The following is a 20,886-nucleotide window of genomic DNA, read 5'->3' on the forward strand; positions in this document are numbered from 1 at the left end:
CCCTTCTTCTCAATTGATGTAAAGGGAAGAAATCGCTTGTTTGACTTTAACGGTACGCCCTGAACGGACGGACGCGTACCATAAAAGCCTCAAACAACTTGTCTCCCTTAATGCACTATCAAATATATGAAGGGGTTTCGGCTAATATGCAGACTAGCGTGACAACCTTTCAATCACGACCTGTGCCGCGGCGTATTCTTTTGTATGGGTAATGGAGACGTGAACCGCCGCGCCGTCCAGCTTGGCGCAGGTCAGCACCGGCTTGCCCGCCGTGTCGTTTCCGGTTTCAATATCCTGAAAGCTGAGCTCTTTGCCGATACCTGTGCCGTATGCTTTCGAAAAGGCTTCTTTTGCCGCAAATCTTCCCGCGAGAAATTCAATTTTCCTTTTGTCCGACAGCAATGTAAAACGGGCGTATTCAGCCTCCGTCAATATTCTTAGCGGAAACCTCGCCTGCCGGCTGATCATGTTTTCAATTCTGTGCAGTTCAACGATGTCGATTCCGATTCCGAAAATCATGTGAATTCCTCCTAAAAGTCCGTACTAAAAAACGGTTTATGTCATAAACGTGTTACTATATATGTAACAAATCAGATGCAAAGGGGCTTGCGATGTTTATACGTACGGAAAATTTCCAGACTTTTATCAGACGTTATCCGGCCGTCAGCTGTATCTTGGCGCTGCAGGCGTTCTTGTGGCTGTTTTTCAGTATGCCGCTTCATTCCGTCATGATGTGGTCAGATGCAGTGACCGGCTATAATTACGGCGTTTCCTCGGGAGAATGGTGGCGGCTGGTGACACCGATGTTTTTACATGCGAATTTCACTCACCTTTTGTTTAACTCCATGTCTCTCTTTTTATTCGCGCCCCCGCTGGAGCAGATGCTCGGAAAAGTCCGTTTTCTGATTGTGTACATCGCATCGGGCATTATCGGCAATATCGGCACGTATCTTGCCGAACCGCTTGATTATGTGCATGTCGGCGCATCCGGCGCGATCTTCGGACTTTTCGGCGTGTATGTGTTTCTGACTGTTTTCCGCAAGGAGCTGATCGGCCGGGATCAGTCGAAAATGATTATGACCCTGCTTATCATCGCGGTACTGTCGACGTTTATCAATTCTAATATTAACATTATGGCGCATTTGTTCGGACTGGCAGGCGGATTTTTGCTTTCCTTTTTATGCGTGCAGCAAAAAAAGCGGCGGTATTAACCGTCCGCTTTTTCATATGAATACCAGCGCCCGATGCGTTCGGCATCTTCCTCGCTGACGTCCTTCAGCATGACATGCTCCATGTGGTGAGCTGATTTCACTGCGGTAGCCACAGATGCAAGCCGCCTTCTTTTTTGCAGAAAGGAGCGGCTGACTTCAAACATCTGCATTCTTCTTCTCAGCATAATCGTGGTCGTCTTCCCGATCAGCCGTGTGGTGAGCTGCAGCCGGCCGCCGTTTAAGCACCATGACGCGCTCTTAAATGAGGCGTAGCCCAGCACCAGTTCGACGGGAAGCACAAGGAGCGATGCATATCCCCACGGTTTAAACAGAATACAAAGCGGAATGATCACGAAAACCGAGAAGATAACGGAGCGGAATAAATACCGGCGCAGCGCCCTTTTCGGCAAATGATTCCGGTTTTCTTCCAGTACGTAATCCGGTGTGAAACGATTTAGCATCACACCGAGCTTTGATTTGCGGATGATCGGAAACAGAATCGTCTGAGCTCCTTCTTTCTCATTCCCCGCACTGCCGGCGCTGACAATCGCAACCGTCGCGTATCCGAATAACTGCCTGATCACATTTTCTTTCATTTTAATGGCTTGGATTTTACGGAGCGGGATGGTCACTTGATGTTTTTCAATAATTCCTCTCGTAATGACCAATTCGTGTTCCTTTTTTTCTATCTTAAAGTTGGCATGCTTGATCATCATACCGGCGATGCTTAACAGCCAGGCGATGAACAATCCTATGAAAATGATCACGGCGTATATGCCGATGCTCGCATGCTTGAGAAAGGAAAACCTGTCATAGAGCCAGTCCATCGGAAGTACTTCATCAAGCTGAGAAAAGAGGGCGAATACCGCTGAAATGATGACACCGATCCCCCCGGATGTTGAGGCGGCCATAAGCAGCTCACCCACAGACAGGCGGTAAACGGATTGCACATCTTCCCCGCGCATCGGCTCCTGCTCCGCTGCGGTCTCCCCTCGTTCTTCTTGCTCCGCTTTTTGCTGAAAAACAGCCGCTCTGATCCGTTCCGCCTCTTCCACAGTAATGGCGGATAAGACAGCCTCGGCGTTTTTCCCGTCGCCGGCCGTTTCGATTTGAAGCTTAACAAGCTTAAACAGCTGCTGAATGATGCCGGCACTCGTATTCATTGATTGAATCCGGTCAATGGAGATGTATCTCTTTTTCGTAAAAAACAAGCCTTCTTCAATTCTGAATTCTCCATCCTCAATCCGGTATGTAAATTTTCTCCACTCGATCACACTTGCCGTAATCAGCCAGATAAGCAGGACGGCGAGCGCAATGCCTCCGTAAAAGCGGATGAAGTGGTTGGAATTAACAATATAGACGAGAAAAAATGGCAGAATAATGTTTTTAATGGTTTCGATAATAATATGGAATAAGTTCAAAATCACGGCCGCCGGGTGCAGACGTTTCGGCTCAGACATCATCTTCCGTCACCCTTGCCAGACGGGAAATGGAATCCCTCAGCCGGTCAGCTTCCTCCATATCAAGCGCCGGAATGGAATGAACGGTTGCCGCCGTGGAGATTTTGACTGAGGCCAGGCGGTACCTTCTGAGGAGCGGGCCTTGTGAAGTATCTACGTGCTGCACCCTCACCATCGGCACAATGACCCGTTTGACAATAAAAATGCCGGATTGAATATCAATTTCATTTTCATGGACCTCATAGCGCCAGATCCTGTGCCTGATTTTCGGTATGGCATAGACGGATATCACTGAACCGATGACCCAAATGATGCCGAGGACTCCGGTGATCCAATACGGCCAATGGAAGAAATGGCTTAAAACAGCTGCTGCTATAACGGCCAGAAGACAGAAGGCGGACAGGATGATTTCCTGAAGACGCCAGACTTTTAAGCCGCTTGGACTGATTCGATTTTTTGGCTGTGCTCTCAACATACCTACCTCCCATTTTTTATCATACATACAAATACGGCTGATTTGCAAAAAAGATTCACTTTCCGGCATATCAAAAAAAGCGGACCCCGTAAAAGGGTCCGCTTCCTGTGTTTTAGTATGATTTTTTCTGGCGTCTGTCACCTGAAGAACGGCGGTCGCTTGAGCGTTTTTTATCGTAGGAAGAACGGTTGTTGTTTTTCCCTTTGCCGCCGCGGTAGCCGCCGCCTTGGCCGTCTCTGCGCTTAGAAGTACGCTGGTTTTTATAGCGTTTGCTGACCATCGGCGCTTCATCAGTGAGGCGTACAGGCGTGCTGTCCGGCTCTTTTGTCGCCATTTTAATGGCTGCAGCCACAACTGTCACTGCATCATGATCTTCTAACAATTCCGCAGCTGCCGTCATGTAGAAGTTCAGGTTGTTTTCGCTGATCGCCGTGCGCAGACGGTCAACCGTCACCTGCTGCTGACCTTCTAATGCTTCGTCAAGCGTCGGCTCTTTCATGCGGTCCATTTTGCGTTTTGTCGTTTGTTCGATCGCGCGAAGCATGTTTTTCTCACGCGGTGTGATAAACGTCATCGCCATACCCGTTTTTCCTGCGCGTCCCGTTCTTCCGATACGGTGAACGTAACTTTCAGGATCTTGAGGCACGTCAAAGTTGTAAACGTGGGTAACACCTGAGATATCAAGTCCGCGGGCAGCAACGTCAGTCGCTACAAGCACTTCGATCGCACCTTCTTTAAACTTGCGGAGCGCTACCATACGCTTCGCCTGCGTTAAGTCGCCGTGAATTCCTTCAGCCGCATATCCGCGAAGGTTCAGCGCTTCCGTCAATTCGTCAACACGGCGTTTTGTACGGCCGAATACGATCGCAAGTTCCGGAGACTGAATGTCAAGAAGACGAGTCAGCGTATCGAATTTTTTGCGCTCCTGCACTTCCAAGTAGAACTGCTGAATGTTGGACACAGTCATTTCTTTCGCTTTTACTTTTACGTGTTCCGGCTCAGTCATGAAACGCTCTGCGATCCGTTTGATCGGCGCAGGCATTGTTGCTGAGAATAAGAGCGTTTGGTGGTCGCTCGGCACGTTTGAGAGAATGGATTCAATATCATCAATGAATCCCATGTTCAGCATTTCATCAGCCTCGTCCATGACAACCGTGTTCACGTTGTTTAAACGGATCGTGCGGCGGTTGATATGGTCAAGAAGACGCCCCGGCGTACCTACGATGATATGCGGGTTTTTCTTCAATGCGCGGATCTGACGTCCGATATCCTGACCGCCGTAAATAGGCAGCACTTTCGCACGCTTATCTTGTCCGATTTTATATAACTCTTCAGATACTTGAATGGCTAATTCACGGGTTGGCGCGATTACGATTGCTTGAATATTAGGAGACTCGGGGTTCATTTTTTCAACAAGGGGTATACCGAACGCAGCTGTTTTACCTGTACCTGTTTGCGCTTGTCCGATGACATCTTTATTTAAAAGTCCGAGCGGAATCGTTTGTGCCTGAATCGGTGTTGCTTCTTCAAATCCCATACGATTGATTGATTTCATGAGATCAGAACTTAATTGGAAATCTTGAAACGTTATAGTCAAATTATTCAAACTCCTTCTGATTGCTGTTTCAGTAATGTCGTGATTTACCACTAAAAACTGCCCTTTCATCCAAAGGACAGGATCATACGTATACAAAGCCCGAATTACTTTACGTTTAATCTTACCATTACACTATGTGTTTTTCAATAAGGCGAGATGGTCAGGCGGCCGGAAGCGGCCTGACCGGATTCTTCCCGCGAACGAGGCCGGACCCCGCGCCGGACGGGATTTCCCAGCCGGCGGCCTTTCTTTTTCATACGGACAGAATTATTTCACCCTGAATTAGTTTCTTCATTTTTGTATATTTTTATGATGCTGATCGGTATTTTTTCATTTCTTCTCTAATAAATCTTTAACGATTTCTTCGAGCTTCATACCTCTTGATGCTTTAAACAGAAGGAGATCACCGGAAGCGGTCTTTTCCTGTATGGCGCAAAGCAGTTCTTTTTTGTCAAGATAATGGCTGACGCGCCCTTCTTCAAAATGCCGGCGCGCTCCGTCAGCGATGAATGCGCCGAGTGTGCCGTAAGTAAATACATGGTCGATTTCCGCCGGATTGATCGCAGCTCCGCATTCTTCGTGGAATGCTTTTTCTTCATCACCGAGTTCAAGCATATCACCGAGCACGAGCATTTTCTTCCGATAGCCTTTCATCGTTTCGATTAATTCGACCGCCGCTTTCATTGACGTCGGGCTCGCATTATACGCGTCGTTTACGATCGAGATGCCGTTTTCCGTTTTGACCAGTTCCAATCTCATCCCCGTCACCTTCAGGCGGCTCAGTCCCAGAGCGGCATTTTCCGGCGTAATGCCGAAATAGATGCCGGCGGCGTATGCGGCCATGGCATTCATCACATTATGTCTGCCGAGAACGGGAATAAAGAAAGAACGGTCGATCCCGTCGATATTGAAGTACGTGCCTTCTTCCGCCTGTTTTATTTCTTTCAGGCGGAGATCATTGTCAGCGCCTGCGCCGTATGTCGTTGTCCGGCAAGTGTACGCCTTTTCGCGGAGCAGCGGCTCATCCCCGAAATAAAACAGAACGCCGTCTTCCCGAAGTCCGTTTATAATTTCAAGTTTCGCCTCCGCAATTCCTTCTCTTGAGCCTAAATCCTGCATGTGGGATTCGCCTATATTGGTAATGACGGCAGCTTCCGGTTCAGCAAGACGGCTCAGAAAATCAATTTCGCCTCTCGCGCTCATTCCCATTTCTAAAACGGCGATTTCTGTATCTTCAGGCATGGCAAGCACGGTCAGCGGCAGGCCGATATGGTTGTTGAAATTGCCGGCGGTTTTGTGAACGCGGTACTGAGTGCCGAGAACGGCGTGAAGCATGTCTTTCGTTGTCGTTTTTCCGTTGCTCCCGGTCACCCCGATAACCCGTGTGCCGAGTTCTTTCAAATAAGCTTTTGCCAATGTCTGCAGCGCCTCCAGCGTGTCATCGACAAGGATGACCGCACGCTCTTCCGGCGGATTCGGTTCAGAGCGGTCCCACAACACCGCGGAAACGCCTTTTTCGAATGCTTGAGGCACAAAAGTGTGGCCGTTAAAATGCTCGCCTTTTAAAGGAATGAACAGCTGATTTTTTTCCAAAGTCCGCGTATCGGTTGCGGCGCCCTCAATCATTGTTTGTTCAAATACAGGATTTGTCAGTGTGCCTTTGACCATGTCGGCGATTCGTTTTACAGTTCGCTTTATCAAAGGTGGCACCTCGCTTTCTGAAAATGTTGTCTGTTACGGGAAAAGACACTGCCCCTTCAGGCAGTGTCCGTCTTCATTAAAATGTATGTTTAATCAGCTGTTTTTCGGCATGGCGTTCTTTTGCCAGCTCAACCAGCTGTTCGATCAGATCACTGTAATCTACGCCTGCTTCTTTCCAAAGCAGCGGGAACATGCTGAATGGCGTAAAGCCCGGCATTGTGTTCACTTCGTTAATGAGCACTTGACCGTCATTGGTCAGGAAGAAATCGGCGCGGACAAGGCCTGATCCGTCAATCGCTTTGAAGGCTTTAATCGCCATCTCGCTGATTACCGCATATTGTTCATCCGTCACTTGCGCGGGAATCATTAAATCCGTGTCGCCGTCTTCATATTTCGCTTTGTAATCGTAAAAGTCGGTTTTCGGTGCGATTTCACCGACGGCGGAACATTTCGGTTCGTCATTTCCGAGCACGCCGATTTCGATTTCTCTGCCGGCGATTCCTTCTTCCACCACAATTTTCCGGTCATACTCAAAAGCCAGTTCGAAGGCTTTTTCAAGCTCTTCACGGTTTCGGCATTTGCTGATTCCGACGCTTGACCCGAGGTTCGCCGGTTTGACGAAGCACGGATATCCCAGCTCCTCTTCAACCTGCTGTAAGCAGCTGTCCGGCGTCTGTTTCCAGTCCTTTTTTAAAAAAGCGGCGTACTTCGCCTGCGGAAGCCCCGCTTGAGCGAACAAATGCTTCATGATGACTTTATCCATGCCGGCTGATGATGCAAGCACGCCGTTGCCGACATAAGGAACGTTCAGCAATTCCAGCAGACCCTGAATCGTGCCGTCTTCACCGTTCGGTCCGTGGAGAAGCGGAAATACGACATCGATCGGCGCCTTTTCGTCAGGCGACGCTTCAGGAAACATTTCCCGGTTCAATGCTGATAGAGCGAAACTTTCACCGTTTTGTTCCAGCTGAAGCATTTTCACGTTGGAAACCGGCTCAGTCAGCAGCGGGCCTCTTTGCCATTCTCCTTTTTCAGTGATGTAAATCGGATGTATATCAAACTTCTCAGTATTAAGCGCTTTTGTTACAGCTAATGCTGTCTGCAGCGATACATTGTGTTCGGCTGACTTTCCGCCGTACACCAATCCTAGACTTGTTTTCAATGGATATTCCCCCCACAACAATTCATCTTTACTATCTTATCACTTTCCTCAGAAAATGATCTAATTATTTTTGGGCATTCTGAATATGAAAGCATTTGTATGTAATTCCTTTTTATTTTATATTAAAATGGCATGGAAAAGGAGATGTGTCATATGAAAAAAATCAGTACAACAGAACAATTTAATGAACTTATTCAATCCGACAAGGAAATCATCGTGAAATTTTTCGCTGACTGGTGCCCTGACTGCACGCGCATGAATATGTTCATCGGCGATATTTTGGAAGAATATAATCAAAATGATTGGTATGAGCTGAACAGAGACGAGCTCCCTGAGCTTGCCGACAAATATCAGGTAATGGGCATACCGAGCCTTCTGATCTTTAAAAACGGCGAAAAGAAAGCGCATCTTCACAGCGCAAACGCGAAAACGCCCGAAGAAGTCACAGAGTTTTTATCACAGCATATTTAATTCGTTTCACGATCTTTGTTTATGACTTCAGGCTCTACATGAACATGGACATGAGTCACATCATGTTCATGTTTTATTGCATATTCGACTTCATCGGCTACTTCATGGCCTTCTTTCACAGACAGTCCCGGATCTACCGTAATGACCATTTCCACATGAACCGTGCTCCCTAAATACCTTGCTTTCACATCCTTCAGCCTGCTGACCTCTTTTATTTCTTTCACTGTGTGTTTATACGGCTCCAAATCTTTCAGATCAAACCCGTCCGTTAATGAGTGGGAAGCATCTTTGAAGATGTCCCATGCCGTCTTACAGATGATGATTCCGATCAGAAAAGCAATGACCGGATCAATCCACGGCAGATGAAGCCGGGCCGTTAAGACGCCTATAAACGCCCCAATACTGACATAGGCGTCAGAACGGCTGTCTTTCGCCGCCGCATGAAGCGCAGAACTTTTAACCCGATCCGCAAGACGGCTGTTATATACATACATGCCGTACATGACAATCGCGCTTCCGAGCGCCGTCCATGCCGCAATGAAGCTCGGCCTCCGTTCCGCTGACAATCGCCTTTGCTCCTCCGATCAGCACTTCAATACCGACCGCCATCATAATAAAAGACGCAATTAATGAAGAAATTGTTTCAGCCCGATAATGTCCGTAGGCATGATCACTGTCCGCGGGGCGCTGGGAAATCCGGAGCCCGATCAGCACAGCCAGTGATGCGACAATATCCGTGGCGTTATTTAACCCGTCCGCTCTGAGCGCTTCGGAATGATAAATAAGGCCGATCACCAGTTTGACGGCGGCAAGGATGAGGTACGCGGCGATATTAAGAATCGCGCCTTTTTCGCCCCGTTTTAAGTTTGCCGTTTGATCATTCATGTAAGGACTCCTCCATTCTCATTCATAGTATGGATGGAAAAGCGGAAAAATAGCAGCTTTGATCTGACCAAATGCAATATTCGACAGCATTATTCCCCGGGAAACTTTTTGTCGAAAAATTGGCGGTATTTTTCCTTTACATATGAATATGTCCATTGTATACTTTCATTAACTGATAATGATTCTCAATATCATTTGATTAGGAGGGTAATCATGAGGTCTTCTCCTCAGCTCAGATCATCAGTTGAAGGACGAAAAAAACATCTGATCCATTTGCTGATCAATAACGGAATATACAAAAAGTCGGAACGGCATTTATATGAATTATCGCTCGGAGAATTAGAAAGCGAATACAAATATGTAAGGAAGGTGCAGGCTCATGGCGAAACGTAAAATAAAAACATACGAACAGCTGATAAAAGAAAACAAGGCGGCCATTATGAATAATCAGAAGCTGATGAATGTGATCTATGACAGAATTGACCGCAAGCATCAAAAACTGCTCCGGCACAACAGCCATACATAAAAAGAGCCTTTTTCAGGCTCTTTTTTTATTGCTCAAAGGCTTCCGCCGCTAATTTGCCGATGACCGCATCGTCCATCGGCGGATTGTGAAGGCCGGCCCGGGCATCCCGATAATACCGCTGAAGCGGATTATTTCGCTCCAGGCTTTTTGCGCCGGTGATTCTCATTGCTTTATCAACAACAGAAAGGACGGCATTTGTCACAATATGTTTTGCCGCACCGAGCTCGCTTTTGATGAAAGGGCGGCGTTTCGGGTCATCATACATTTGCGCCGCCGTGAAGAGAAACTGTCTCGCTTTTAACAATTCAAGCTCCATTTCCCCGACACGCTGCTGAACGGCCGGCACGTCTTTAATCGGTCCGTTCAGGCTGTTCGGCGAATATTCGGATGCAAACCGGACGGCATAGTCCCTTGCCGCTTGAGCGATGCCCAGATAAGCAGCGGGAATGTGAAGCAGCCAACCATTCACTTTCGCCGCTCTCGGCCCGCTGATAAGCTCCACAAGCCGCTCGTCACTGACCGTGACATGATCTAAAAGGAGATCATGGCTTCCGGTCGCCTTCATGGCAATCATATCCCATGTTTCTTCGACTGAAACGCCTGCCTGATCTTTATGAATGAGAAAAACACCGGTCGTTTGTTTTTCTTCAATCCATGCCGTCACAAGCATATAATCCAAAGTCAGCGAAAGGGTTGTAAAGGTTTTTCGGCCGTTCAGCACCCATTTTCCGTCTTTTTTGACAGCGGAGGTGCCGGGTCTTCCTCCCCTCGTCGGACTGCCGGTCTGCCGTTCCGTCGCTGCCCTGTTCAGGACGGCTCCCTTTTTCACCTCTTCTGTGATAAATGAAAAGACATCTTCATCCCAGCTGTTTCCTTCTCCGAGCTCACCCATGACGGATAAATGCCAGCCGATCCCGAGAGCGACGGCCGCGTCTCCCCGCGCCAGCCGTTCCTGAAACAGCACCATATCATAAACGGAAATGCCTGCACCGCCGAAGGCCTCAGGTACCGTTAACGCCGTATATCCCGCGTCGCGCAGTCTTTGAATTTTCTCGGCGGGAAAACGGCCCGCCTCGTCATCAAGCGCGGCTGTTTTTTGAAATCCGTCTGCAAGCAGGCAGATTTTTTCCATCCATTCCCGCTGCCGTTCATTCTGTATCCATAAAGACACTGGAATCCCCCCATTATAATTCCGATAAAGTTAATAAGTATTATAGAGATTCAAGTCCCGTTTCGCAACTGTGAGGCTGTACAAAAAAAACACGCTATTCCATGGAATAGCGCGTTCAGACTGCTTCCGGGCCGCGGTCCTGCTTGAGCCCGAGATAAATCAGCATATATGTGAGATAACCCATCGTCATCACAAGCCCGCCAAAGAAAAAGCTTGAAAAAATCGGCTCTTCAAACGCGGTAACCGCCGCAAGCACGATCCAGCTTGCATACAGGTAGATGATGAAATAACGGAATCCCGTCTTCATTTTATATAAGAGAAACAGCCCCACTGTAGAAAACAAACCCAGCGCAAGCCTGAAATAAACAAGATGTTCGAATTGAAACATGAATGACACAAAGGAAAAACCAAGCAATAACACAATCGGTAATGCGGTAATAAAATTTCTCAAGTGAGCACCTCCGTCATTACCTTTATTATAAATCAAAATAGCATAAATTATTGATTTATCGTGATCTTTTTCACAAAAATGTCATTCCTTTACTTTATACCCGAACATCTCGTTTGCAAAAGCTCCACCAAGCGACGGCTAAAAAGAATACGATATGGATAATGATAATGCCTGCGGAAAATAACGGCGTCATTCCCGCAAACAGCGGCTTCGCCCCGCTCATATATTGCGTCAGGTCAGTATTTGCGAACAGCAGAAAACTTCCCCATTTGTTTTGGAAGAGCGACATAATCGTCACGAGTGATTTTGCGCCGTACAGCACGATAAATGACAAAATGACGGCCGTTGCGCTGTTTCGGAATACAGAAGAACACAACAAGCCAAAGCATGCCATCGCAAACGCCTCGACCCAGTTCGTGCCGATTACTTTCAGGGTGTTCATAAGAAGCGTCCCTGATTCAGATGTCACCGACACTCCGAAGAAAGCCATGCCGAACAGCAGAGACAGAATATAGTACGCCGCGTACAGGTACAAGCTGACCAAAAATACGGTAATGAGTTTAGATACAAAAATCCGCTCCCGCTTTACCGGGCGGATTAACAAAAATTTGATCGTTTTCTTATCAAATTCAGCGGAAATGATCGTTGCCGCGATCACGATTGTTAATGCCTCAAGCAGAATATTCAGCCCGGGCGCGTACGCCATATAGCCGATGAAATTCTCATCCGTTCCGGAACTGATGACAAGCCGTTTAATGACAAGCGCCATAATAAATTGGAGAACGGCCATCAGAATCAGCGCTACTAATGAGACTTTTCGGTTAAAGAGTTTCATATGCTCATTCGCTGTCAATTTAAACATTCGTCTCCCCCTCCTCTTGAAGCGCCGTCGTCACTTTCATGAATTCATCCTCCAGCGATTCCGCATACGGCATGATGGAATACACGAGAAAGTCTTGTCCGACGAGCGCACGGTTTAATGCCGGGATGTCCTTCTTCGCTACGGTGACGGTAATGCTCCCGCCGTTTTTCTCCGGAACAAATTGCTGCTGGGACAGCCATTCGAATGCTTCGTCAGCCGGCTGAATGTCGAGGATGGCTTTTTCTTCTTTTTCCGCAGCGCCGCGCAGAACAACCTCTGTTTTGATCTCACCTTTTTGAATGATGATGACACGGTCGCAAAGGTCCTCCACTTCACGCAATAAATGCGTCGCAAAAAGGATGCTCGTCCCTTCAAGCTCCGCGAGTTCCTTTAAGTGATCGCGGAAATCCTTCATTCCGCCGGGATCAAGCCCGTTTGTCGGTTCATCTAAAATGAGCAGATTCGGACGGTGAAGAATGGCCTGTGCAATCCCGAGACGCTGACGCATGCCAAGGGAATACGTTTTAACTTTGTCATGCACGGCATTTGTGAGCCCGACCCGCTCGATGACTTCCTGAAGCCTGTCCTCTTTGATGTTTTTGTGCATGTTGGCAAAGTGCTTCAGATTTTCCCACCCCGTCAGGTACGGGTAGAATTCAGGATTTTCCACGATCGCTCCGACGGATTCAAGCGCTTTTTCGAAATCAGCATCGTGCTGAAAGCCGTTAATTGTAATCGTGCCGCTGTTTTTCTTTAAAAGGCCGACGATGATTCGGATAAGTGTGGTTTTTCCCGACCCGTTCGGACCGAGCAAACCGATGATCTCGCCCTGCCTGACATCCATGCTGATGTTTTTTAAAATGTGCTTTTTGCCTATTGTTTTGTCAAGGCCTTCAATATGTAAAATCGGCTCAGTCATACAGCCTTCCTCCTTTTTCACAAAAAATAAACAGTGCCCGTACATAGGCACTGTCTGCATTATAACATTAGTCATATATTCGTGAAGAGCCGGAGCCGACGTTATGTCTTATCCGGGACCGGTCCGTTTTTTTCCTTGTCCTCATTATTGACGACATCCAGAATATCAAGCAGGAACACAAAAATCGGAATTCCGATAATCAAGCCCCAAATGCCGAAGAAATGTTCTGAGAAAATCAGAACCGTAAAGGTAAAAAAGATCGGCAGTTCCGTTTTCGCTGACATCAGTTTCGGATTAAGGAAGTACGTCTCAATCGCATGGATGACGAAAATGACCAGCACGATGTAGATGACATACGCTGCACCGCCCGTCGTATACGCGATGATGCTGAGCGGAATGAGCGAAATCACCACACCCGCAACGGGAATGAGCCCGAGGAAAAAGACCATGATGGACAGGCCGAACAGCTGCGGAAAATGCAGAATGGCCAATGCGATCAAGGTGAGGATACAGTTCACCAGCGCGATAATAAATTGGGCTTCAAGCACTTTGCCGAATGTTCTCGCAAATTTGCTGCCGAAATAAGCAAGTTCGTAGTAAAAAACAGACAGCTTGCTGTGCTGAAATTTTTTCATAAACTCCGTGAGCCGCTTTTTCTCGAACAGGAAAAACATGCTGAGAATCAGTGACATCACGACCTGCAAACCGAAAGTGCTGATATCGGCCAAGTATGTATACAGTACATTAAAACCTTCTTTTACATAGGAACCGATATTGATATCGCCGAACACGCTCGATATCTCATCATAAAACGGAATGACATCGGGATGATACGCGATGTGCTTGATCTGCTTAATCAGCTGTTCAATCTGCTTGGCAACAATCGGGTAAAAGACAAAGCCTCCGACAGTCGCCCCGACAGCCAGCGCAATATATAAAATGGTGATGACCACCCTCTGGCTGATCCGGAAAAAATGGTTCAACACATGCCGGATGACAGTCTCCAGCCGATCCATCAGAAAAGTAAAAATAAACGTAAGCAAAATCAAATTAATCATACTTCGGAATACAACTAACACCCCAGTCAAAACAAGAAAAACGGAAAAACGTCTGACACCCGGATGCTGAAAAAATTTAAAAATAGCCGCCATTTATACACTCCTGCTAGGACAAAAAGCCCTTAGATTTCATCTTTCACTCTCTAATTGTAAATTATATAACAAAATGACGCTAAGGTCTTTGTCCACCTCCTAATAAATTTAAACAAATTTATCTTTTTTACTCATGGCGGCCGAAAAAAAGGAACGGCATGCCTGATGCATGCCGTTCCTTTCCTTTTATACCGCCGTTTTCATTTCTTTTACGGCCTGTGTGCTTTTCGCTTCGTCAAACTCATTTTCGCTCTTGGCTACGATGATGGTGGCGATTCCGTTTCCGATCAGGTTGACGATCGCCCTTCCTTCACTCATAAAGCGGTCAACGCCGAGGAGCAGCGCCAGTCCCTCCAGCGGAATAACCTGAAGCGCCGATAAAGTGGAGGCGAGCACGATAAATCCGCTTCCGGTTACGCCCGCCGCGCCTTTTGATGTCAGCATCAGCACGAGAATGATCGTAACCTGCTGGCCGATGGTAAGGTCAACGCCGAACACCTGCGCCAGAAAAACCGTCGCCATGGACAGATAAATCGAGGTGCCGTCCAGGTTAAAAGAATATCCCGTCGGAATGACAAGGCCGACAACCGATTTGGAACAGCCGTAACGCTCCATTTTATCCATCATCCGCGGAAGGACGGACTCAGAAGAGCTTGTGCCGAGAACGATGAGCAGTTCATCTTTAATAAAACGGAGATAGTTCCACAAGCTGAAACCGAATAGTTTGCAAATGATATTCAAAGCGACAAATACAAACAGGAACATCGTAACGTATACAGACAGCATCAGACTCGCCAGCGGCTTGATGGAATCAAGGCCGAAGTGCCCGATCGTATAGGCCATGGCCCCGAATGCGCCGATCGGCGCCGCGCGCATGATGTAGCCGATGATTTTGAAAAAAACGTGCGACAGTTTATCGAAGAAATCAATAATGCTTTTGCCTCTTTCACCGAGCGCCGCCAGGCCGACACCGAATAAAACAGAAAAGAATAAGACCTGAAGAATGTCGCCTTTTGCGAAAGCGTCAACCATATTTGACGGAACGATGTGAGTGATAAATTCAATCCAGTCAATCCCCTGTCCCCCGTTTTGGGTGTACTGAGAGACATCCCCTTTTTCAAGCTTGCTGTAATCAAGGCCCTCACCGGGTTTCATGATATTGACGACCAGAAGTCCGATAATAAGGGCAATGGTGGTCACGACTTCAAAATAAATAAATGCTTTTCCCCCGACTTTGCCGACTTTTTTCATGTCTCCCATCTTGGCGATGCCAAGCACGATCGTCAGGAATATGATCGGTGCGATAATCATTTTTACCGCATTGATAAATGTATCGCCGAGCGGCTTCATCTGCTTCCCGGCATCAGGCCATACGAGTCCGACAATGACGCCGATGATCACCGCCGTGATGACCTGCACCGTAAGATTTTTGAAAATTTTCATCCCTACTCCCCCTTGCCTCTCGCTGCGTCTATACAAAAATGATAGCGTTTTCATACAAAGAGGGGAAGCTTATGATCATAACGGACATTTTGGTCTTTTTGGTCTCGGCTAGCGGACGAATTTATAGCGGTTAACCGGCCGTCCCACTCCCCCGTATTGAATGTCGAGCTTAATCTGGCCGTCCTTCTCAAGAAAATCAAGATAACGCCGCGCCGTCACCCTTGCAATTCCGAGCGCTTTGGCGGCTTCTTCAGCTGAAAGCGGCTCCGTCTGCTGTTTCATATAGGTCAAAATTTCATTCATCGTAAAATGATTTAACCCCTTCGGCAGATCCCGGGACGGATTTTGCGGAATTTTAAGCAGCATGTCAAGCTGCTCTTGCGACATGGTGTCATGCTCTTCAATTTTCCGTTTATATTGTTTATAGTTTTCGAGCGCCTGCCTCATCCGCTCCAGCTTAAACGGCTTCAAAATATAGTCGGCCGCACCGTTTTGCAGCATAAGCTGGATTGTTTCTTTGTCTTTTGCGGCCGAGACGATGATGACGTCCACTTCGAGCTTTTGTTTTCTGATTTCCTGGAGCGTTTTAATTCCGTCTTTTTTCGGCATGTATACGTCTAATACCACGAGCCCGGGCCGCAGATCTTTTATAAGCCTGATTCCCTCGTCTCCGTCAGCGGCCGTGGCGATGACGCTGAACCCCGAAACACCGGTGATAAATTCTTTATTCACCTCCTGCACCATCGGGTCATCTTCAATAAGCAGCACCTTGATGTCCATCGAATGATTCCTCCCCCTTCATCGGAAATAATATAGAAAATGCCGTTCCCTGTCCCTGCCGTGTGTCGACTTCAATAACGCCCATCCCTTTGTCGACGATTTGTTTGACAAGGTACAAGCCGTATCCCGTTCCTCCCGTTTTATTGACGGTAAACCCTTTGTCATAAAGGCGCGGGATGTGCTGATCGGAAATCCCGCTTCCGTTGTCTTCTATTAATATAGCAAGCACTTCATCATTTTGCTCGATACTGATGTCAATATGTTTGTCCTCCGTGTCCGCTGTTTCGAATGCGCCGAACGCATTTTCAATTAAATTGCCGAGCAGGACGACGATGTCATGCTGGTCGACATGCTCCGGAAATGCCGAGAAACTGCTGTTTTCATCAATTTTCACAGAAATGCCAAGCTCTTTTCCTCTTTTGATTTTGCTTAACAGCAGCCCCGCCGCGGCGTCATTCTGAATGGTCTGATGAAGAAAATCAGTGACGCTTTCTTGTTCTGATGATTCCTTAAAAGCAAGCTGGAGCGCTTTTTCTGATTTTCCGAGCTGAATCAGCCCCGCGATGGTGTGAAGCTTGTTCATATGTTCATGATTTTGGACTCTGAGCGCATCGACAAAATTTTTCACACCTGTCAGTTCTTCCGCCATTTTCGCCGCTTCCGTCCTGTCCTGAAAAATGGCGACGGCTCCGATGACCTTCTTTTTCATGACGATCGGAATTCTGCTGCTCATGATCACCTTTCCGCTGACTTGGATTTCTTCATTATATACGGCTCGGTTCCGCTCGACGATTTCAGGGAGCCGCGAATCTTTTAACACGTCCCAGATCAGCCTGCCGTCGGTCTCTTGTCTGACATTGAATATCTGCTTCGCTTTTTCATTAAAAATGGTGATGTGATGCTGATTATCGATCGCAATGACGCCCTCATTCATCGAATGAAACGTAGCTGTCCGTTCCTCATACATTCTCACGATCTCATGGGGCTCGAGCCAAAACATTTGTTTTTTGATGTGGCGGGCCAGCAAAAAGGAGCCGGCCAGTCCGAACCCGAGCGCCAGCAGAACGATAAACAGTATTTCATGTTTCAGCTGAAGAAGAATTTCACCGAATCCGGGCAGCGTTTTACCGGCAAGGACGACGCCGATCTGATTCAAATCCCGGTCTTTGATGGGATAAAAAGCGCGGACGGCGGTGCCGATCTCTCCCTTTGCTTCGGAAAAATAAATGTGCTCGGCGAACGCCGCGGCTTCGTCCTCACCCCTTGAACGCTTTCCGATCATTGTGCTGACGGGATGTGAATAGCGGATATGATCCATATCCATGACGACGATGTAGTCCGCTTCATTGATGATCCTTATTTCTTCGACCGCATGGCGCACGTCTTCCCTTTGTTTTTTCTGCTCCAGAGCACGTTTGACATCGGTCATCTCAGATACCGTCCGCGCGGTATTCATCAGCCGTTTTTTCAGCTCGCGCTCCTCTGTATGCTGGATATTGCCGATCAGCACGATGCCGACGATCAAAAAGGTAAAAAGCACGACGATATACGAAAGTATGGTGATTTTCCAGCGGATGGTGAGCTTTTTTTTCGTCATTGGCCTCTTCCTTTCCGTCTCTTTACGAAAACGGCCCGTCCGATTATGCTTGTTATAGAAAATGGCGGAGGGGGTTTTCGATGAAAAGCTTGCTGACTTGTCTCAGCCTGATGGTACTCGGTATCGGAACCGCTTTATTCATCGGCTTTCATGATCGTTTCTCAACGGAAGAACCGTATTATGATGACGAACAGGAAGGCCTGAAAGATCAAATGGTTTTCAAGTTCAGCCATGTCGTTGCTGAAAACACGCCTAAAGGGCGGGCGGCGAATAAATTTGCCGACCTGGTCTATCAAAAGTCCGGCGGCACCATTAAAGTAGAGGTATTTCCCAACGGGAGCCTCTATTCAGATAATGAAGAAATAAACGCCCTCCAAAACGGGGACGTGCAATTCATCGCCCCCTCCACCTCAAAGCTCGGATCACTGTCTCCCGAATGGGGTGTTTTGGATCTGCCGTACGCGTTTACAAACTATAAAGCCGTGCAAGAAGGCCTCAACGGCAAAATCGGCACGCGCCTGTTCACTTCATTAGAAAAGCATCATTTGAAAGGACTGGCGTACTGGACGAACGGGTTTAAGCAGCTCACGTCAAATAAAGGGCCGATCTTCACTCCGGACGACTTGAAAGGACAGGCGCTCAGGATCATGCCGAGCAGCGTGATCGAAGACCAGTACCGCCTGCTCGGCGCGCACCCGCGGCAGGATTCCTTTAATTCCACGTTTCAGCTCTTGGAAAGCAATCTCGTAGACGGAGAGGAAAATACGATTTCAAATATCTATTCTAAAAAATTTTATAATGTTCAAGATTATTTGACAATCAGCAATCACGGGTACCTCGGTTATGCCGTGATGACCGACGAGCATTTCTGGAATTCGCAGACAGAAAAAACGAGAACCATCTTAACGGAGGCGATGAGAGAAACGACGGAATGGAACGAAGCCTCCGCTGAGAAAATGAATAAAGACCAGCTTGAAGAGATAAAGAAGAATTCATCCATTCATATTCATGTGCTGAGCAAAGCGGAAAAGAACACATGGATGAAACGCCTCGACCCGATTTACGGACAATATGAACAGGTGATCGGCCGCGGGCTTGTGCAGGATTTGTTATCCTTGCGCCGCGAGCCTTAGCAGGACCAATACGCCCATCTCCGTTTCATCCCTTTTCCCGCCGGGGAAGTAAATAGGGACAGAGCAAAAAAAGGAGATGGAGACATGTTTACACATACGAAAAAACTGCAGCATCCGGCAAAACCGGATCGTCCTGACCCGCTGTTCGCAAAAAAGATGCAGGAAATTTTAGGGGGACAATACGGGGAAATATCCGTCGCCATGCAATATTTGTTCCAAGGATGGAATACACGGGGCAATGAAAAATATAAGGATCTTCTGATGGATACCGCGACTGAAGAAATCGGCCATGTCGAAATGATCGCGACGATGATTGCGAGACTGTTAGAAGACGCCCCGCTGGCAGAGCAGGAAAAAGCGGCTGATGATCCGGTCATCGGGTCCATTTTAGGCGGGATGAATCCGCATCATGCCATTGTCTCAGGACTCGGCGCAATGCCGGAGAGCAGCACGGGCGTTCCGTGGAGCGCAGGCTATATCGTCGCAAGCGGAAACCTTCTGGCAGACTTCCGCGCCAATCTGAACGCCGAATCACAAGGAAGGCTTCAAGTCGCACGCCTGTATGAAATGACCGATGATAAAGGCGTGAAAGATATGCTCAGCTTTTTATTGGCCCGTGATACCATGCATCAAAACCAATGGCTTGCGGCTATTAAAGAATTAGAAGAACAGGAAGGTCCGATCGTTCCTTCCACATTCCCGAAGGCGCTGGAAAAACAGTCATTCTCCCATAAGCTTATTCATTTCTCAGATGGAGCAGAAAGCGCTGAACAAAATTGGCTGAAGGAAACAGCGCCGGACGGAGAACCATTTGAATACGAAAAGGAACCGAAAGCGCACGGCGAAATAGCTAAGCTGGACCCCGTCCCGCCGTATGTCCACAACACGCTTCCCGGACGAAAATAAAAAAGCCTCTAAAGGGGCTTTTTTTTATGTGCGCACAACTGTCCAGTCCGGTTCGTATCGGATGTCCGGGTGATGTAACAGCTCGTGAATGACAGGTTCATCCCCCTCGTACAGCATCACTTCTATTGAAAGAATCGCAGCCTTCTGCTCGTTTTCTTCGTATATGCGGTCATGTTCGTTCTCCATAAAATCATCATAGGCCTGTCTGTTCTCCCAAACGCTGATGATCTCTGCGATGAACAGGCCGTCTGCGTTTTTCCGCCAGCCGCCGGCCTGTTTGACGAAGCCATTTACACATGATAATGCTCCCCACCTTGACTGTGCTTGCCCAAATGCTTCAGCGTTTGCAGCGTCTGTTTCACATACAATCTTTTTGATCAGCATGACCGTTCCTCTGTGATGACTGTTTTCGCATGCGTATGCTCGACACAGAGATTCACGGTTCTGACGTATGAGCGGGTGCGGTGAATCGTGCCTTTCGGGATGAGCAGGCTGTCATTTGCTTTGAGCACTGCGGTTTCTTTGTCCTTAAAATCGATCAGCAGCTCACCTTCCAGAACGATGAACCATTCATCTGAGTCAGGGTGATGGTGCCAGTCATATTCTCCCGTAAACACTGCGAGGCGCACACAGTGGTCATTGATCTCCGCGATTGAAAAATTGTCGTGTTTTTCTTTGACTTTATTGGCGATAGCGAGCAAATTCAGCATGTCAGACACGAGTGAAAAACCCCTTTTTCATTTTATTGTATCGTAAGGGCGGCTCAGATCAAGATTTTCCCAAAATAAAAAGCGATCCAGCTGATGTGCCGGATCGCTTTTGATCTGCAGGTTGTCTGCCTTTTATGCTTTTATTAGCTGCTTCGTCTGTTTCCGCCTTTTTGGCCGATTTCCTTATAAAAATCTTTGTCATGATTTTTGCTTGTAGCTTCTCCGCCTTTTTGACCGATTTCTTGATAGAATTCCTTGTCATGGTTATTGCTTGT

Annotated in this window: 23 protein-coding genes and 1 pseudogene; 6 read left to right on the top strand and 18 right to left on the bottom strand. The window is 47.6% G+C overall.

Going from position 1 to position 20,886, the window contains the following annotated elements:
• Positions 1-153: 153 nt before the first annotated feature.
• A complete protein-coding gene (gene acpS / locus G9F48_RS17010) occupies positions 154-519 on the bottom strand; it encodes a holo-ACP synthase (RefSeq protein WP_156735898.1) in 366 nt (121 codons plus the stop codon).
• A gap of 92 nt (positions 520-611) precedes the next feature.
• Here acpS and G9F48_RS17015 point away from each other — a divergent pair, with 92 nt between their 5' ends.
• The gene (locus G9F48_RS17015; protein WP_003156193.1) at positions 612-1,211 is read left to right on the top strand and encodes a rhomboid family intramembrane serine protease; all 600 of its coding nucleotides are present in this window, start codon (positions 612-614) and stop codon (positions 1,209-1,211) included.
• Here G9F48_RS17015 and G9F48_RS17020 read toward each other — a convergent pair.
• From G9F48_RS17020 to G9F48_RS17040, 5 genes are all read right to left on the bottom strand, one after another.
• Positions 1,208-2,674, bottom strand: a complete 1,467-nt coding sequence (locus G9F48_RS17020; RefSeq protein ID WP_165409844.1) for a PH domain-containing protein — start codon at positions 2,672-2,674, stop codon at positions 1,208-1,210. The two genes, G9F48_RS17015 and G9F48_RS17020, sit on opposite strands and share 4 nt — an antisense overlap.
• Positions 2,664-3,143, bottom strand: a complete 480-nt coding sequence (locus tag G9F48_RS17025) for a PH domain-containing protein (RefSeq protein WP_003156195.1) — start codon at positions 3,141-3,143, stop codon at positions 2,664-2,666. The genes G9F48_RS17020 and G9F48_RS17025 overlap by 11 nt, the downstream gene beginning before the upstream one ends.
• A 115-nt stretch (positions 3,144-3,258) precedes the next feature.
• Complete coding sequence (gene cshA / locus G9F48_RS17030; RefSeq protein ID WP_003156196.1) at positions 3,259-4,743, bottom strand: degradosome RNA helicase CshA; 1,485 nt, start codon at positions 4,741-4,743, stop codon at positions 3,259-3,261.
• A gap of 330 nt (positions 4,744-5,073) precedes the next feature.
• Positions 5,074-6,444, bottom strand: a complete 1,371-nt coding sequence (locus tag G9F48_RS17035) for a UDP-N-acetylmuramoyl-tripeptide--D-alanyl-D-alanine ligase (RefSeq protein WP_165409845.1) — start codon at positions 6,442-6,444, stop codon at positions 5,074-5,076.
• Positions 6,445-6,520: 76 nt separating this feature from the next.
• Positions 6,521-7,606 carry a D-alanine--D-alanine ligase gene (locus G9F48_RS17040; RefSeq protein ID WP_156735903.1) on the bottom strand — a complete coding sequence of 362 codons (1,086 nt, stop codon included), beginning with the start codon at positions 7,604-7,606 and terminating at the stop codon, positions 6,521-6,523.
• A 153-nt stretch (positions 7,607-7,759) separates the two neighbouring features.
• Here G9F48_RS17040 and G9F48_RS17045 point away from each other — a divergent pair, with 153 nt between their 5' ends.
• The gene (locus G9F48_RS17045) at positions 7,760-8,077 is read left to right on the top strand and encodes a thioredoxin family protein (protein ID WP_003156200.1); all 318 of its coding nucleotides are present in this window, start codon (positions 7,760-7,762) and stop codon (positions 8,075-8,077) included.
• Here the strand turns inward: G9F48_RS17045 and G9F48_RS17050 are convergent.
• A pseudogene (locus G9F48_RS17050) lies at positions 8,074-8,962 on the bottom strand (cation diffusion facilitator family transporter). The gene G9F48_RS17045 and the pseudogene G9F48_RS17050 overlap by 4 nt on opposite strands.
• Positions 8,963-9,175: 213 nt before the next feature.
• Here G9F48_RS17050 and G9F48_RS17055 point away from each other — a divergent pair.
• Both G9F48_RS17055 and fbpB read left to right on the top strand, forming a co-directional pair.
• Positions 9,176-9,355: a Fur-regulated basic protein FbpA gene (locus G9F48_RS17055; RefSeq protein ID WP_007609570.1), complete on the top strand. Its 180-nt coding sequence runs from the start codon at positions 9,176-9,178 to the stop codon at positions 9,353-9,355.
• Positions 9,342-9,488 carry a Fur-regulated basic protein FbpB gene (gene fbpB, locus G9F48_RS17060; RefSeq protein ID WP_003156206.1) on the top strand — a complete coding sequence of 49 codons (147 nt, stop codon included), beginning with the start codon at positions 9,342-9,344 and terminating at the stop codon, positions 9,486-9,488. Before G9F48_RS17055 ends, fbpB begins: the two co-directional genes overlap by 14 nt.
• Before the next feature lie 25 nt (positions 9,489-9,513).
• Here the strand turns inward: fbpB and G9F48_RS17065 are convergent, their stop codons facing one another.
• From G9F48_RS17065 to G9F48_RS17100, 8 genes are all read right to left on the bottom strand, one after another.
• Positions 9,514-10,659, bottom strand: a complete 1,146-nt coding sequence (locus tag G9F48_RS17065) for an acyl-CoA dehydrogenase family protein (RefSeq protein WP_165409846.1) — start codon at positions 10,657-10,659, stop codon at positions 9,514-9,516.
• Between the two features lie 115 nt (positions 10,660-10,774).
• The gene (locus tag G9F48_RS17070; protein ID WP_003156210.1) at positions 10,775-11,110 is read right to left on the bottom strand and encodes a hypothetical protein; all 336 of its coding nucleotides are present in this window, start codon (positions 11,108-11,110) and stop codon (positions 10,775-10,777) included.
• Positions 11,111-11,204: 94 nt separating this feature from the next.
• On the bottom strand, positions 11,205-11,972 hold the full coding sequence (locus G9F48_RS17075) for an ABC transporter permease (RefSeq protein WP_007410217.1): 768 nt from the start codon (positions 11,970-11,972) through the stop codon (positions 11,205-11,207).
• Complete coding sequence (locus G9F48_RS17080; protein ID WP_069013422.1) at positions 11,965-12,891, bottom strand: ABC transporter ATP-binding protein; 927 nt, start codon at positions 12,889-12,891, stop codon at positions 11,965-11,967. Before G9F48_RS17080 ends, G9F48_RS17075 begins: the two co-directional genes overlap by 8 nt.
• Before the next feature lie 101 nt (positions 12,892-12,992).
• A complete protein-coding gene (locus tag G9F48_RS17085) occupies positions 12,993-14,042 on the bottom strand; it encodes an AI-2E family transporter (RefSeq protein WP_156735904.1) in 1,050 nt (349 codons plus the stop codon).
• A gap of 186 nt (positions 14,043-14,228) precedes the next feature.
• Positions 14,229-15,485 carry a C4-dicarboxylate transporter DctP gene (dctP, locus tag G9F48_RS17090; protein WP_058906576.1) on the bottom strand — a complete coding sequence of 419 codons (1,257 nt, stop codon included), beginning with the start codon at positions 15,483-15,485 and terminating at the stop codon, positions 14,229-14,231.
• Positions 15,486-15,593: 108 nt separating this feature from the next.
• Positions 15,594-16,265, bottom strand: a complete 672-nt coding sequence (locus tag G9F48_RS17095; RefSeq protein ID WP_003156219.1) for a response regulator — start codon at positions 16,263-16,265, stop codon at positions 15,594-15,596.
• On the bottom strand, positions 16,240-17,862 hold the full coding sequence (locus tag G9F48_RS17100; RefSeq protein WP_165409847.1) for an ATP-binding protein: 1,623 nt from the start codon (positions 17,860-17,862) through the stop codon (positions 16,240-16,242). The genes G9F48_RS17095 and G9F48_RS17100 overlap by 26 nt, the downstream gene beginning before the upstream one ends.
• A gap of 80 nt (positions 17,863-17,942) precedes the next feature.
• Between G9F48_RS17100 and G9F48_RS17105 the strand changes: the two genes are divergently transcribed.
• Positions 17,943-18,995 carry a TRAP transporter substrate-binding protein gene (locus G9F48_RS17105; RefSeq protein WP_102422354.1) on the top strand — a complete coding sequence of 351 codons (1,053 nt, stop codon included), beginning with the start codon at positions 17,943-17,945 and terminating at the stop codon, positions 18,993-18,995.
• Between the two features lie 84 nt (positions 18,996-19,079).
• The gene (locus G9F48_RS17110; protein ID WP_003156225.1) at positions 19,080-19,901 is read left to right on the top strand and encodes a manganese catalase family protein; all 822 of its coding nucleotides are present in this window, start codon (positions 19,080-19,082) and stop codon (positions 19,899-19,901) included.
• A gap of 24 nt (positions 19,902-19,925) precedes the next feature.
• Here the strand turns inward: G9F48_RS17110 and G9F48_RS17115 are convergent, their stop codons facing one another.
• The 3 genes from G9F48_RS17115 to G9F48_RS19835 form a co-directional block, all read right to left on the bottom strand.
• Positions 19,926-20,285: a YdbC family protein gene (locus tag G9F48_RS17115; protein WP_077721829.1), complete on the bottom strand. Its 360-nt coding sequence runs from the start codon at positions 20,283-20,285 to the stop codon at positions 19,926-19,928.
• Complete coding sequence (locus G9F48_RS17120; RefSeq protein ID WP_014304387.1) at positions 20,279-20,620, bottom strand: cupin domain-containing protein; 342 nt, start codon at positions 20,618-20,620, stop codon at positions 20,279-20,281. Before G9F48_RS17120 ends, G9F48_RS17115 begins: the two co-directional genes overlap by 7 nt.
• Before the next feature lie 134 nt (positions 20,621-20,754).
• A partial coding sequence (locus G9F48_RS19835) for a KGG domain-containing protein (RefSeq protein WP_238785892.1) occupies positions 20,755-20,886 on the bottom strand: 132 nt, incomplete at its 5' end.

Source organism: Bacillus sp. EKM420B (assembly GCF_011065565.1).
GTDB classification, from domain to species: Bacteria; Bacillota; Bacilli; order Bacillales; family Bacillaceae; genus Bacillus; species Bacillus velezensis.